This window comes from Mycobacterium sp. E787 (genome assembly GCF_001668725.1).
In the GTDB taxonomy this organism is placed as follows: domain Bacteria; phylum Actinomycetota; class Actinomycetes; order Mycobacteriales; family Mycobacteriaceae; genus Mycobacterium.
On record NZ_LZKL01000100.1, the window covers coordinates 24,161 to 37,103 of the forward strand.

Below are 12,943 nucleotides of genomic sequence, written 5' to 3' on the forward strand. Positions count from 1 at the left end.
GCCACCATACCCCACGATCCCCCACTTTGCCCCATTACTGCGGTGTCGGCGCCGACTTTTCCCGGTCATCTGCCACCGATCGGGGTCACGTGGCCCGGCGGCGGGCGGCGGGGGCCGGTCGCGATGCGAGTGCGGCGCCGGAAATCCGCACGTCGGAGGCGCAAACCGGTGGAGTGGGGCGTGGTGGGGCCCGTCGGTGGGGCCCGGTGGGGGGCCAACCGGCGCCTGTGCCTCGATTTGGGCTCGATTGGGCGTCAGAAGGGACTCGACGCCCCTGTGCGGCCACCCGGCGCGTTGGGACCCCGCGACGATGGCGCCGAGACTGCGTCCAGATCGTGGAAACGACGCAGACGCACGCGCTCACTGCAGTCTCGAGCACGAAAAACGGGGCAGCCCAGCCGGCTACCCCGTGTCGTGTGGTGGTCGGTCTACTCGTCGAAGCGCCGCCGGAACCGGTCCTCCATGCGGCTGGTGAACGAACCGCCGCCCTTGTTGCGGCGCTGGCGGGCGGACCCGGGAGCCGACCCGGAACGGTCCGGCCTGCCGGCCAGCCGCGGGCCGGTGATCGCGTAGACCACGCCGCCGAACATCACGATGAAGCCGAAAACGCTCAGAATCGGGAAGCTTCCGATCATCGTGGCCCTGAACGCCACCCCCGACACCAGCATCGCCAGGCCGATGACGAATAACGCCGCGCCCTGCAGGCGCCGCCGCGCGGTCGGCGCGCGGAACCCTCCGCCACGGACGCTCGACGCGAATTTCGGATCTTCCGCGTAAAGTGCGCTCTCGATCTGATCGAGCATCCGCTGTTCATGATCGGAGAGTGGCATTCGTCCCTCCTTGCCGACAGTTTGGCACGTAACTATCGATAGCACGCGGATGCCCGTTGTAAAGGCAACTAACACAAATGATACGAGCTCAATCTGCGCTGTACCACCGGTTCGGCAGCGATTCTATCCCGGCCGCATCCCGACCCCGGCGTGGCCCTCAGCGACGCCGCGCGGTAACCGGCACGCGAAACCGGCGGGTGTGCCCGGCCCCGCGGGCCCCCGGCGCGACCGCTCGGCGCAACGTGGAGAGCCGCGTCGGATAATGACGACAGCGGCACGGGGCCGAACCCATACATGAAGTCACCGGATGAGGAGGGCACCGCGAGTTGGCGATATTCCTCATCGATCTGCCGCCGAACGATATGGAGCGCCGCCTCAATGACGCCCTCGCGGTCTACGTCGAGGCGATGCGATACCCGCGGGGCACCGAGAACCAGCGCGCCGCCATGTGGCTGGAACACGTCCGACGGCCAGGCTGGCAGGGCGTGGCCGCCGTCGAGGCCGACGCCGGCGATGCGGCCGACCTGAGCGATGCCCCGCTGCTGGGCGTGGCCTACGGCTATCCCGGGGCGCCCGGACAGTGGTGGCAGCAACAGGTGGTCCTGGGCCTGCAACGCGGCGGCCTGCCCCCCGCCGAGATCGCCCGGCTGATGAACAGCTACTTCGAGTTGACGGAGTTGCACATCCATCCCCGCGCGCAGGGCCGCGGCCTCGGCGAGGCGCTGGCCCGCCGGCTGCTCGCCGGGCGCGCGGAGAGGAACGTCCTGCTGTCCACCCCCGAGACCAACGGCGAGCCCAACCGCGCCTGGCGGCTGTACCGGCGCCTGGGCTTCACCGACGTCATCCGCGGCTACCACTTCGCCGGGGACCCCCGCGCGTTCGCGATCCTGGGCCGGGCGCTGCCGCTATAGGGCCGGGCCACGCATCTGGCACGATGACCTCGTGCACGCCAGCCCTTCCCCGCTTCGAGCCCGCGGGTTCCGCCGGCGCCGCCTGCTGGCCCTCGCCATGCTGCTGCTCATCGTGCCGCTGGCCAGCGGCTGCCTGCGGGTACGGGCGTCGCTGACCATCTCCCCCGATGATCTGGTTTCCGGGGAGGTCATCGCGGCGGCCAAGCCCAAGACGCCCAAGGACTCCGGTCCCCAGCTCGACACCAACAATCTGCCGTTCGGCCAGAAGGTTGCGGTGTCCAACTACGACAGCGACGGCTACGTCGGGTCGCAGGCGGTGTTCTCCGACCTGACATTCGCCGAACTGCCGCAGCTGGCGAATATGAACTCCGACGCCCAGGGCGTGAATCTGTCACTGCGCCGCAACGGCAACCTGGTGATCCTGGAGGGCCGCGCGGACCTGACTTCGGTCACAGACAACGACGCCGACGTCGAGCTGACCGTCGCCTTTCCCGGCGTGGTGACCTCCACCAACGGTGACCGGGTCGAACCCGACGTGGTGTCCTGGAAGCTCAAGCCCGGCGTGGTGAGCACCATGACCGCCAACGCCCGCTACACCGACCCCAACACCCGCAACTTCACCGGCGCGGGCGTCTGGCTGGGCATCGCGTCGTTCGCGGCGGCCGGCGTGGTGGCGCTGCTGGCGTGGATGAGCCGCGACCGCTCACCGCGCTTGACCGCCCCGCGCGACCAGCCCCCGAGCTAGGGCGACCAGTAGGCCAGCATCTCCGCAAACGTGTGAAACGCGGGCGCGGAAACCCCGTAGGTCGCTTCGAAATGGATGCTCAGCGGGAAGCCGAGTTCGCCGACGCCGTCGATCACCCGCTTGTACAGGTCGACCATGAGCTGGCGCTTCTTGTCCGGTTCGCTGGCGGCCAGCCTCTTGACGAACTCCTGCTCGCCGGCCACCGCGGCGTTGCCCGGATCCTGGATCAGCCAGTTGATCAGGCCGACGCGGCTCTCCACCTTGGGCACGAAGCCGAAGGACAGCAGGATCTCGGGCCGGTGATCGGTGTTCGCGGCGAAGTCGGTCAAAAAGCCCACGATGGCGTCGGAGTAGAGCAGCTGCGTCATGCCGTACGTCGCGCCCTGGTTGCACTTGAAGTTCAGCCGGCCTTGCTCACCCTCCCGGGTGGGGATGACGATCACGCCGCGGTTGCCCACGAGCTCGCGATAGATCGACAAGGCGTCGGTGGGTGCGACACCGGAGCCCTCCCCGTCGTTCATCGTGCGGGGCACGCCCACGAAGACCACGCCCTCCATCCCGGCGTCGCACAGAGCGGTGAGCCGTTGGCGCAGCGACGCCTCATCCATGAAAGCGGTGACCTGCGTGCACAGGCCGTGGAATCCGGGCAGCTCGGGCTTGATGATCGACCAGAAGTCCAGCACGTCCAGCTTCTGCTTCATCGCGACGGGACGATCGTCGTCCTCGGCGATCATCCCCGGGATCATCACGTGCCGGATCCGGCCCTCGAGGCCGAATTCGGCCGCGTAGCGCACCACTTTCGTCGCGTCGTCAAGCGCCCGCTCCTTGCCGTCTTCGACGTTGGGGGGCACCAGCTCGAGCGCGATGGTGTTGAGGCTCACGCGGCTCCTCTCCTTGCCGGGCCGGCCGCGCTGCGCCCCGCAGCGCCCCGGCACCCTCGCCAGCATAGGGGCGGGATAGTGAGGCAGTCGAAGCAACTGGGGGCGCCGAAGCGACATAAACTGTCGGCCCGGGAGCAAATACCCGTCACGCCGACCGGAAAGGGGCGCCGCGCTGAGCCCAAAAGCCGCAGAAGCAGGGGCAACCGTCGAGTTGACCGGCGCCATCACCGAGCAACTCCGGCGGTATCTGCGCGACAGGCGCGCCCAGAGCGGCTACATCAGCTCTGAAGGCGCCCACTTCGATGCCCTGATCGCGGCCCTCGAGGACTTCGTGCTGGGCGGCGGCAAGCGGCTGCGCCCCGCCTTCGCCTATTGGGGCTGGCGGGCCGTCGCGCCCGGTGAGCCCGATACCGAAGCGTTGCTGCTGTTTTCGGCGCTCGAACTGCTGCACGCCTGCGCGCTGCTGCACGACGACGTGATCGACGACTCGGCCACCCGCCGCGGCAAGCCGACGACCCACGTCCGCTTCGCGGAGCTGCACCGCGACCGGGGCTGGCGCGGTTCACCGGTGCAATTCGGGATCTCGGCGGCCATCCTGCTCGGCGACCTGGCGCTGGCCTGGGCCGACGACATCGTGTTCGGGCTCGACCTGCCGCGACAGACCCAGCGCCGCATCCGGCGTGTGTGGGCCGACATCCGCACCGAGGTGCTGGGCGGGCAATACCTCGACATCGTCGGCGAGGCCAGCGCCGCGGAGTCGATCGCGTCGGCGATGAACGTCGACACCTTCAAGACCGCCTGCTACACGGTGGCGCGACCGCTGCAGCTCGGGGTGGCCGCCGCCGCGGACAGACCCGACGTGCAGGCCGCCTTCGCGCAGTTCGGGACGGACCTCGGCGTGGCGTTCCAGTTGCGCGACGACGTGCTGGGCGTGTTCGGCGACCCGGCGGTGACCGGCAAGCCGTCCGGCGACGACCTGAGATCCGGCAAGCGGACCGTCTTGCTCGCCGAGGCGATGGAGCGGGCCGACAAGTCGGATCCGTTGGCGGCCAACCTGTTACGTACCTCCATCGGCGAGCGGCTGACCGACGCGCAGGTGAGTGAACTGCGCGAGTTGATCGTGTCGGTGGGCGCGCTGGCCGCCGCCGAGCGGCGCATCGCCGAGTTGACCGAACGCGCGCTGGCCACCCTCGCCGTCGCGCCCGTCAACGCGGCGGCCAAAGCCGGACTGACCGAGCTGGCCAGGATGGCCACGAATCGGTCCGCCTGAGGCCATGACAACCCCGTCGACCCCGACTCACACCCAGGCGGCCGATTCGCTGGCGGCCAAAAGGTTTGTCGCTCAGTATATTTCACGCCTGGCGTCGTTCGCCGCCACCCCGGAGGCCCGCCCGGCGAAGCTTGGCTTCCTCGGCTCCGCGCTGATCACGTTGGGCGGCCTGGGCGCCGGCAGCACCAAGCCGCACGACCCGCTGCTCGAAGCGCTGCACCTGTCCTGGCTGCGCTTCGGCCACGGGCTGGTGCTGTCGTCGATCGTGTTGTGGGCGGGCGTGGGCCTCATGCTGATCGCGTGGGTGGCGCTGGGCCGGCGCGCGCTGGCCGGCGACGCAACCGAGTTCACCATGCGGGCGACCACCGCATTCTGGCTGGCGCCGTTGCTGTTGTCGGTGCCCGTCTTCAGCCGCGACACCTACTCCTACCTGGCGCAGGGCGCGCTGCTGCGCGACGGTTTCGACCCGTACGCGGTCGGTCCGGTCGCCAACCCGAACGTGTTGCTGGACAACGTGAGTCCCATCTGGACGATCACCACGGCACCGTACGGGCCGGCGTTCATCCTGATCGCGAAGCTGGTCACGGTGGTTGCCGGCAACCACGTGATCGCCGGGACCATGCTGCTGCGCCTGTGCATGCTGCCCGGATTGGCCCTGCTGATCTGGGCGACCCCCCGGCTGTCGCACCACCTGGGCACCAACGGCGCACTGGCGCTGTGGATCTGCGTCCTCAACCCGCTGGTGCTCATCCACCTGATGGGCGGCGTGCACAACGAGATGCTGATGGTCGGCCTGATGGCCGCCGGGATCGCGCTGACGTTTCAGGGCCGCCACGTCCTGGGCGTCGTGCTGATCGCGGTGGCGATCGCGGTGAAGGCCACCGCCGGGATCTCGCTGCCGTTCCTGGTCTGGGTGTGGATGCGGCACCTGCGCGACCGGCGCGGATATCGCACCGTCCCCGCGTTCCTGGCGGCCACCGCGATGTCCGGGCTGACCTTCGCCGTGGTGTTCGCCGTCTTGTCGGCCGTGGCCGGGGTCGGGCTGGGGTGGCTGACCGCACTGGCCGGGTCGGTGAAGATCATCAACTGGCTGACGGTGCCGACCGCGGTCGCCAACCTGATCCACGCCCTGTGCAGCGGATTCTTCCCCGTCGACTTCTACGCCACGCTGCGGATCACCCGCTTTATCGGCATCGCGATCATCGGGGTGTCATTGCCGTTGTTGTGGTGGCGGTTTCGGCGCGACGACCGCGACGCGCTGGCCGGGATCGCGTGGTCGATGCTGATCGTGGTGCTGTTCGTCCCGGCCGCCCTGCCCTGGTATTACTCCTGGCCGCTGGCCGTCGCGGCCCCCTTGGCCCAGTCCCGGCGCGCGGTCGCGGCCATCGCCGGCCTGTCGACGTGGGTCATGGTGATCTTCAAGCCCGACGGATCGCACGGCATGTATTCGTGGCTGCACGTTTCGCTGGCCGCCGCGTGCGGGCTGGCCGCCTGGTATGCGCTGTACCGGACGCCCCAGGCCGGATCGGTCAGTACGCCATAGCCTGCGCGCGCCGCACGACTTCCCGCGCCTGGTGGGCGTGCAGGGCGTCGACCGGGCGGGCGTTGCTGATCGCGTCCCGGGTGCCGTCGCGCGTGATCGTCAGCGACGGATCCGGGGTGAACAGCCAGCGCATGATTTCCGTCTCGTGGTAACCGCCGTCGTGCAGGATCGTCAGCAGGCCCGGCAGGCTCTTGACCACCTCACCGGAGTGCGTGAAAAACACCTGGGGCACGACGACGCCGCCGCCGCGCTTCACCGCGACCAGGTGTCCCTCCCGCAGCTGTTGCTGAACCTTGCTGACCGATACGCCGAGCAATTCGGCGACCCGGGGCAACTCGTAGATGGGTTCGTCGGGGTCAAGAACGTCGTCCCCGGCCGGAACACTGCTCATCGCGCCAGTGTAGGCCCAGCTTCCCGCGTTGCACGGGCGTTCCGCACCTACTATGGCCCCGTGGCCGGAGCTGGGACGGGGGACCCGATGGAGGGCGCGTTGCTGGACGGCCGCTACCGCGTCGAGTCCCGGATCGCCAGCGGCGGCACCTCGACGGTGTATCGCGGGCTGGACGTCCGCCTCGACCGGCCGGTCGCGGTGAAGGTCATGGATGCCCGTTACGCCGGCGACGACCAATTCCTGACCCGATTCCAGCTCGAGGCACGCACGGTCGCCCGGCTGAAAAACCCCGGGCTGGTCGCCGTCTATGACCAGGGCCTGGACGCCCGGCACCCGTTCCTGGTGATGGAGCTCATCGAGGGCGGCACCCTGCGCGAGCTGCTGGCCGAGCGCGGTCCGATGCCGCCGCACGCGGTGGCCGCGGTGCTCCGCCCGGTCCTGGGCGGGCTGGCCGCCGCGCACCGGGCCGGCCTGGTGCATCGCGACGTCAAACCCGAGAACGTCCTGATCTCCGACGACGGCGATGTCAAGATCGCCGATTTCGGGTTGGTCCGCGCCGTCGCGGCCGCAGGCATCACCTCCACCAGCGTCATCCTGGGGACGGCCGCCTACCTGTCGCCCGAGCAGGTGCGCGACGGCACCGCCAGCCCGCGCAGCGACGTGTATTCATCCGGGATCCTCACCTACGAGCTGCTGACCGGGCGCGCGCCGTTCACCGGTGACTCGGCGTTGTCGGTCGCCTACCGCCGCCTGGACGCCGACGTCCCGCCGCCGAGCGCGGCGATCGACGGTGTGCCACCGCAATTCGACGAGCTGGTGCTGCGGGCGACGGCCCGCGACCCCGCCGACCGGTACGCCGACGCGGTCGAGATGGGCGCCGACCTCGAGGCCATCGCCGAGGAACTCGCGCTGCCGGACTTCCGGGTGCCGGCGCCGCGCAACTCCGCCCAGCACCGATCGGCGGCGCTGCACCACCTGCGGATGAGCGAGCGCCTGGCGGCCGCACAACCCGCGCGCCCGCCGGTCGCGGCCCCGGTCCGCCACCCCACCCGCCAGCTGACCCGCGGGCCCGAGGACTGGGCCGAGCCCGCCCGCCCGGCGGCCCGCGAGCGCGAACCCGACGAGTACGAATATCAGCCGGTCTCAGGCGAATTCGCCGGCATCGCGATGAGTGAGTTCGTCTGGGCCCGTCAGCGCGCCCGGCGGATGGTGCTGATCTGGGTGGCGATCGTGCTCGCGTTCACGGGGTTGATCGCGACCGTGGCCTGGACGCTCGGCAGCAACCTGACCGGCCTGCTCTGAGAGCCTCTTCCCCGCGAGCAGACGCAAAAGCCCCCAACACGCCGATGAAAACGGTGCTTTTGCGTCTGGTGGCGGAAGCTAGTCGCGCAGCATCTCGGCGACCAGGAAGGCCAACTCCAGCGACTGCTGGGTGTTCAGCCGCGGGTCACACGCCGTCTCGTAGCGGCCGGCCAGGTCGGTGTCCGAAATATCTTGCGCCCCACCGAGGCACTCGGTGACGTTCTCGCCGGTGATCTCGACGTGGATGCCGCCGGGGTGGGTGCCCAGGGCGCGGTGCACCTCGAAGAAGCCCTGCACCTCGTCGACGATGCGGTCGAAGTGCCGGGTCTTGTAGCCGTTGGACGACTCGTGGGTGTTGCCGTGCATCGGGTCGCACTGCCAGATCACCTGGTGCCCGGCGGCCTGGACCTTCTCGACGATCGGCGGCAGCAGGTCGCGCACCTTGTTGTTGCCCAGCCTGCTCACCAGCGTCAGCCGCCCCGGCTTGTTGTGCGGGTCGAGCCGCTCGACGTATTCGACCGCCAGCTCAGGGGTCATCGTCGGGCCGATCTTGACGCCGATCGGGTTGGCGATCACCTCCGCGAACGCGACGTGCGCGCCGTCGAGCTGACGGGTGCGCTCCCCGATCCACACGGTGTGCGCCGACAGGTCGTACAGCTGCGGCTCGCCGCCCTCCACATCGGACAGGCGCAGCATGGCCCGCTCGTAGTCGAGCACCAAAGCCTCGTGGCTGGCGTAGATCTCGGCGGTCTGCAGGTTGCGGTCGGCCACCCCGCAGGCACTCATGAACCGCAGTCCGCGGTCGATCTCGGTGGCCAGCGCCTCGTACCGCGCGCCGGCCGGCGAGGTCCGGACGAATTCGCGGTTCCAGTCGTGCACCAGGTGCAGCGACGCCAGCCCCGACGAGGTCAGCGCCCGCACCAGGTTCATCGCCGCGCTGGCGTTGGCGTAGGCGCGCACCAGTCGCGACGGGTCGTGCTCGCGCACCGCGGCGTCGGGGGCGAAGCCGTTGATCATGTCGCCGCGGTAGGACTTCAGGCCCAGCGCGTCGACGTCCGCCGAGCGGGGCTTGGCGTACTGGCCGGCGATGCGGGCCACCTTGACCACCGGCATGCTCGAGCCGTAGGTCAGCACGACGGCCATCTGGAGCAGGGTGCGGATGTTGCCGCGGATGTGGGGTTCGGTGTTGTCGACGAACGTCTCCGCGCAGTCGCCCCCCTGCAACAGGAAGGCCTCACCCCGGGCGACCTGGGCCAGCTGTTCCTGCAGCCGGACGATCTCGGACGGCACGGTCACCGGCGGCACGCTCTCGAGGACCGTGCGCATCGCCGCGGCCTGTTCGGCGTCCCAGCTGGGCTGCTGGGCGGCCGGCTTGGCCAGTGCGGCGTCCAGGCGCGCACGCAGCTCGGTCGACAGCGGCGGCAGCGGCGGCAGCTGTTCGATCGGTATGTCGACGGTCCAGTTCATCGGTCCATGGTAACCGGGGTTCCCCTCACGACTGATCACGCCTGATCAGGGCGAACGCCCCTGCGGGCCCTCACCGGACGTGATCAGCCGGAACCGGCGCAGCTGGTCACGGGCGTCGACCAGGGCGTCGTGCGCGTCGCGCGGCCGCGGGGGCATCCGGGGCGACCCGCGCTCCTCCCACAACTGCCGCAATTCCCTGGTGAAGCGCGGTATCGCCTGGGGCAACGCCGGCATCGCCCCCCACAGCTGACACAGGGCCACGTGGTCGTAGGCCCCCACCCAGGCCCACAGCTCGATCGGCTCGCCGCCGTCCACGCGCAAGAACTCCTCCAGGTCCAGCCGGATCTGCTTGCGCGACCGCCACAGCGGCGACGACGGCGGCGGCAGCTTGGGCAGCACGTTGGCGCGCACCCAGTTGCCGGCGCGCTCCGGGTCGAATTCGGTGGAGACGGCGTAGTACTCGCGCCCGTCCTCGGCCACGACCCCGATCGAGATCAGTTCGATGGTGCGGCCGTCCTCGATGAACTCGGTGTCGTAGAAGTACCGCACCGGCGCAGCCTATCGGCTGATCAGGATGGGCCCCGTCGGCGCAGGTGCGGGGTGCACGTCGTGGTCGAGCTGCGCGTCGACCGTGCGCTTGTCGGGCAGGCGCGGGGTGCCGGCGATCGCGCACTGCACCAACAGCTTGACGCGCACCACCGGGCGGCGCAGCCGCCGTTCCCGCTGCAGCGCGCGGCGCATCTTGTCGGGCTGGGTGGTGTAGCGCCACCGAGCCCAGGGGGCGTGCGGGCGCGACAACCGGATCGCGCCGACGACCAGCAGCACGACGATGAACATGCCGAGCAACCCGGTCCAGACCTTGCCCTTGAGCACCACCACCACGGCCAGCGGCAACGTCAGCACCAGCGCGCCGGCCACGCCGGCGCGCAGGGCCACCGAATCGGCCGCGTGCCAGAACGGAAGGAAGAACATCAGCGGGTGCAGGCCCATGATCAACAGCCCGGCCACCGCCACCGCGGCGAATACGGCGTCCACCGACGTGCGCCCGTCTTCCTCCCAGTAGACGTCGGAGAGATGCAGGATCAACGCGTATTCGTCCAGCACCAGAGCGGCCCCGACGCCGAAAAGTGTCGCGGCCAAGGTGAATTCGGGCTCTTGCCCGCTGATGGAAAGGGTGACCAGCGTCAACCCGGAGAGCATCACCAGGACCACCCCGAACGCCACATGGTGGATGTGCAGCTCGCCGATGTGCACGTTGCGCGGGTGCCACCATCGCGTCGGACGGCCGGCGACGGCGCGGTGCCGGATGAGCCGCACGAACGTTCGCGTCACGAAAAAGGTCAGGATGAAGGCCACCAGGCAGCACAGCAGCGGCAGCCGGCCGCGGTCGATGATGTCGTGCGCGAACCAGTGGGCCACCCCGAACACGAACCAATGGAGCACGTTAGAAACCTACGCCTGCACGTCGCGACAGGGCGGGAGCCGCGCTGCGACACCTGGCCCGCGGTCGCACCGATTACGCTGTTGGGCGACATGAGTAGATGGCGGGCCCCCGGCGTGGGCAGTCAACCCGGGCGGGTCTTGCTGTGGTGCCTGCTTTGGCTGGTGGCGGGCGCGGCGATGTATTACGTGGCCGGGCGGCTGTTCGGCCACACGCCGTACCGCATCGACATCGACATCTATCAGCTGGGCGGCCAGGCCTGGCTGGACGGGCGCCCGCTGTACCGCGGGGATGTGTTGTTCCACACACCGATCGGGCTGAACCTGCCGTTCACGTATCCCCCGCTGGCGGCCATCGTGTTCTGCCCGTTCTCCTGGCTGCACATGCCGGCCGCCAGCGTCGCGATCACGCTGTTGACGCTGGTGCTCCTGGTCACCTCGACGGCCATCCTGCTGACCGGCCTCGACGTGTGGCAGACGTCGGCCGTGGTGCCCGGTCCGGCGTGGCTGCGCCGGCTGTGGCTGGCCGTGCTGATCGCGGCGGCGGCGACGATCTGGCTGGAGCCGGTCGCGTCGAACTTCGCCTTCGGCCAGATCAACGTCGTGCTGATGACCCTGGTGATCGCCGACTGCGTGCCGCGCCGCCTGCCGTGGCCGCGCGGGCTGCTGCTGGGCCTCGGCATGGCGCTGAAGCTCACGCCGGCGGTGTTCCTGCTCTACTTCCTGCTGCGCCGCGACAACCGCGCGGCGCTGACCGCGCTGGCGTCGTTCGCGGGGATGACCCTGCTGGGCTTCGCGCTGGCGTGGAGCGATTCGTGGGAATACTGGACCCACACCGTGCACCACACCGACCGCATCGGTGAGGCCGCGCTGAACACCGACCAGAACATCGCCGGCACCCTGGCCCGCCTGGGGCTCAACGAGCATGAACGCTTCCCGCTGTGGGTCGCCGCGTGCCTGGTGGTGCTGGCGCTGACGATCTGGGCGATGCGGCGGGTGCTGCGCGCGGGCGAGCCGATCCTGGCGGTGATCTGCGTGGCCCTGTTCGGGTTGGTGGTCTCGCCGGTGTCCTGGTCCCACCACTGGGTCTGGGCGCTGCCGACCGTGCTCGTGACCGGGGTGCTGGCCTGGCGGCGCCGAAACATGGCGCTGGCCGTGCTGAGCGCCGCCGGGGTGGCGCTGATGCGGTGGACGCCGATCGACCTGCTGCCCAAGCACCACGAGACCACGGCGAACTGGTGGCGCCAGCTCGTCGGGGCGTCCTACGTGTGGTGGGCGCTGGCGGTGATCGTCGCGGCCGGGCTGACCGTCACCGCGCGGATAGCGTCGCGGGATTCGGCCGCGCAGACGCTGGCGCCGGTGTCGGCGATCAGCTGACGGCGGTCTCGGGAATCCGTGCGGTGTCACCGGCCGGGTCGGCGCCGTTGCTGCGTTCCTTGACGCTGGCGGCGTAGATGTCGACGTACTCCTGCCCGGACAGGCCCATCAGCTCGTAGATGACCTCGTCGGTGACGGCCCGCTCGATGAAGCGGTTGCCGGCCATGCCCTCGAAGCGGGAGAAGTCCATCGGCTTGCCGAAGCGCACGGTGACCCGCCCGGGGCGCAGCATCGTGGTGCCCGGCGGGTTGACCACGTTGGTGCCGATCATCGCCACCGGAATCACCGGAACCCCGGTGTGCAGCGCCAGGCGCGCGAGCCCGGTCTTGCCCTTGTACAGGCGGCCGTCGGGCGACCGGGTGCCCTCGGGGTACATGCCCAGCAGCTTGCCGTGGGCCAGCACCTGCTCGGCGGTGTTGAGCGCGGCCTGCGCGGCGTCGGCGTCGGTGCGGTCGATCGGCACCTGCCCGACGGCGGTGAAGAACCAGCGGCTGAACCAGCCTTTGAGCCCGGTGCCGGTGAAATATTCGGACTTCGCGAGGAAGGTGATCCGCCGCCGCACGACCAGCGGCAGGAAGAAGCTGTCCATGACGGCCAGGTGGTTACTCGCCAGGATCGCCGGCCCGGAACTCGGAACGTATTCCAGCCCTTCGACTTTCGGTCGACCGAGCAGGGTGAGCAACGGGCCGAGCAAGACGTACTTGAATAGCCAGTACCACATGGCCCTCCCTCTCGCCCGCACCTGCCGTGTTTGCGCCAACTGTACCGACCCGCGGCGGAAGGGAC

Annotated in this window: 13 protein-coding genes; 6 read left to right on the top strand and 7 right to left on the bottom strand. The window is 69.7% G+C overall.

Annotation, left to right across the window (positions count from 1 at the left end):
• Positions 1–428: 428 nt before the first annotated feature.
• Positions 429–830, bottom strand: a complete 402-nt coding sequence (locus A5705_RS20200) for a DUF3040 domain-containing protein (RefSeq protein ID WP_067883396.1) — start codon at positions 828–830, stop codon at positions 429–431.
• A gap of 326 nt (positions 831–1,156) precedes the next feature.
• Here A5705_RS20200 and A5705_RS20205 point away from each other — a divergent pair, with 326 nt between their 5' ends.
• Both A5705_RS20205 and A5705_RS20210 read left to right on the top strand, forming a co-directional pair.
• Positions 1,157–1,741 carry an N-acetyltransferase gene (locus A5705_RS20205; protein WP_067883395.1) on the top strand — a complete coding sequence of 195 codons (585 nt, stop codon included), beginning with the start codon at positions 1,157–1,159 and terminating at the stop codon, positions 1,739–1,741.
• A 97-nt stretch (positions 1,742–1,838) separates the two neighbouring features.
• On the top strand, positions 1,839–2,486 hold the full coding sequence (locus A5705_RS20210) for a DUF3153 domain-containing protein (protein WP_067883394.1): 648 nt from the start codon (positions 1,839–1,841) through the stop codon (positions 2,484–2,486).
• Here the strand turns inward: A5705_RS20210 and A5705_RS20215 are convergent.
• A complete protein-coding gene (locus tag A5705_RS20215; protein ID WP_067883419.1) occupies positions 2,483–3,367 on the bottom strand; it encodes a mycobacterial-type methylenetetrahydrofolate reductase in 885 nt (294 codons plus the stop codon). The genes A5705_RS20210 and A5705_RS20215 overlap by 4 nt on opposite strands.
• Before the next feature lie 211 nt (positions 3,368–3,578).
• Here A5705_RS20215 and idsA2 point away from each other — a divergent pair, with 211 nt between their 5' ends.
• Together idsA2 and A5705_RS20225 are read left to right on the top strand one after the other, a co-directional pair.
• Positions 3,579–4,637 (top strand): bifunctional (2E,6E)-farnesyl/geranyl diphosphate synthase, encoded by a 1,059-nt coding sequence (gene idsA2 / locus A5705_RS20220; RefSeq protein WP_067883393.1) that lies wholly within the window; start codon positions 3,579–3,581, stop codon positions 4,635–4,637.
• Positions 4,638–4,641: 4 nt separating this feature from the next.
• Positions 4,642–6,180: an alpha-(1->6)-mannopyranosyltransferase A gene (locus tag A5705_RS20225; RefSeq protein ID WP_067883392.1), complete on the top strand. Its 1,539-nt coding sequence runs from the start codon at positions 4,642–4,644 to the stop codon at positions 6,178–6,180.
• Here the strand turns inward: A5705_RS20225 and A5705_RS20230 are convergent.
• Complete coding sequence (locus A5705_RS20230; protein ID WP_067883391.1) at positions 6,167–6,571, bottom strand: Rv2175c family DNA-binding protein; 405 nt, start codon at positions 6,569–6,571, stop codon at positions 6,167–6,169. The two genes, A5705_RS20225 and A5705_RS20230, sit on opposite strands and share 14 nt — an antisense overlap.
• A 60-nt stretch (positions 6,572–6,631) precedes the next feature.
• Between A5705_RS20230 and A5705_RS20235 the strand changes: the two genes are divergently transcribed.
• Positions 6,632–7,873 carry a protein kinase gene (locus A5705_RS20235; RefSeq protein ID WP_197521307.1) on the top strand — a complete coding sequence of 414 codons (1,242 nt, stop codon included), beginning with the start codon at positions 6,632–6,634 and terminating at the stop codon, positions 7,871–7,873.
• Between the two features lie 78 nt (positions 7,874–7,951).
• On the opposite strand, the gene A5705_RS20240 is transcribed toward A5705_RS20235, so the two are convergent.
• Genes A5705_RS20240 through A5705_RS20250 form a run of 3 tightly spaced genes read right to left on the bottom strand, consistent with a single transcriptional unit; the run spans position 7,952 to position 10,783 of the window.
• Positions 7,952–9,340, bottom strand: coding sequence for a class II 3-deoxy-7-phosphoheptulonate synthase (locus tag A5705_RS20240; protein WP_067883389.1), 1,389 nt, complete (start codon positions 9,338–9,340; stop codon positions 7,952–7,954).
• A 45-nt stretch (positions 9,341–9,385) separates the two neighbouring features.
• Positions 9,386–9,889: a polyadenylate-specific 3'-exoribonuclease AS gene (locus tag A5705_RS20245; protein WP_067883388.1), complete on the bottom strand. Its 504-nt coding sequence runs from the start codon at positions 9,887–9,889 to the stop codon at positions 9,386–9,388.
• A 9-nt stretch (positions 9,890–9,898) separates the two neighbouring features.
• Positions 9,899–10,783, bottom strand: a complete 885-nt coding sequence (locus A5705_RS20250) for a hypothetical protein (protein ID WP_068279525.1) — start codon at positions 10,781–10,783, stop codon at positions 9,899–9,901.
• A gap of 90 nt (positions 10,784–10,873) precedes the next feature.
• Here A5705_RS20250 and A5705_RS20255 point away from each other — a divergent pair, with 90 nt between their 5' ends.
• Positions 10,874–12,157 (top strand): glycosyltransferase 87 family protein, encoded by a 1,284-nt coding sequence (locus A5705_RS20255; RefSeq protein ID WP_068279531.1) that lies wholly within the window; start codon positions 10,874–10,876, stop codon positions 12,155–12,157.
• Here the strand turns inward: A5705_RS20255 and A5705_RS20260 are convergent.
• The gene (locus tag A5705_RS20260; RefSeq protein WP_067883385.1) at positions 12,150–12,878 is read right to left on the bottom strand and encodes a 1-acyl-sn-glycerol-3-phosphate acyltransferase; all 729 of its coding nucleotides are present in this window, start codon (positions 12,876–12,878) and stop codon (positions 12,150–12,152) included. The genes A5705_RS20255 and A5705_RS20260 overlap by 8 nt on opposite strands.
• Positions 12,879–12,943: the final 65 nt, after the last annotated feature.

What these genes read in the sequence shown, in the direction of transcription:
- A5705_RS20200 (WP_067883396.1), bottom strand. Translation starts at nt 830, where the DNA reads ATGCCACTCTCCGATCATGAACAGCGGATGCTCGATCAGATCGAGAGC.
- A5705_RS20210 (WP_067883394.1), top strand. Translation starts at nt 1,839, where the DNA reads ATGCTGCTGCTCATCGTGCCGCTGGCCAGCGGCTGCCTGCGGGTACGG.
- A5705_RS20225 (WP_067883392.1), top strand. Translation starts at nt 4,642, where the DNA reads ATGACAACCCCGTCGACCCCGACTCACACCCAGGCGGCCGATTCGCTG.
- A5705_RS20230 (WP_067883391.1), bottom strand. Translation starts at nt 6,571, where the DNA reads ATGAGCAGTGTTCCGGCCGGGGACGACGTTCTTGACCCCGACGAACCC.
- A5705_RS20240 (WP_067883389.1), bottom strand. Translation starts at nt 9,340, where the DNA reads ATGAACTGGACCGTCGACATACCGATCGAACAGCTGCCGCCGCTGCCG.
- A5705_RS20255 (WP_068279531.1), top strand. Translation starts at nt 10,874, where the DNA reads ATGAGTAGATGGCGGGCCCCCGGCGTGGGCAGTCAACCCGGGCGGGTC.
- A5705_RS20260 (WP_067883385.1), bottom strand. Translation starts at nt 12,878, where the DNA reads ATGTGGTACTGGCTATTCAAGTACGTCTTGCTCGGCCCGTTGCTCACC.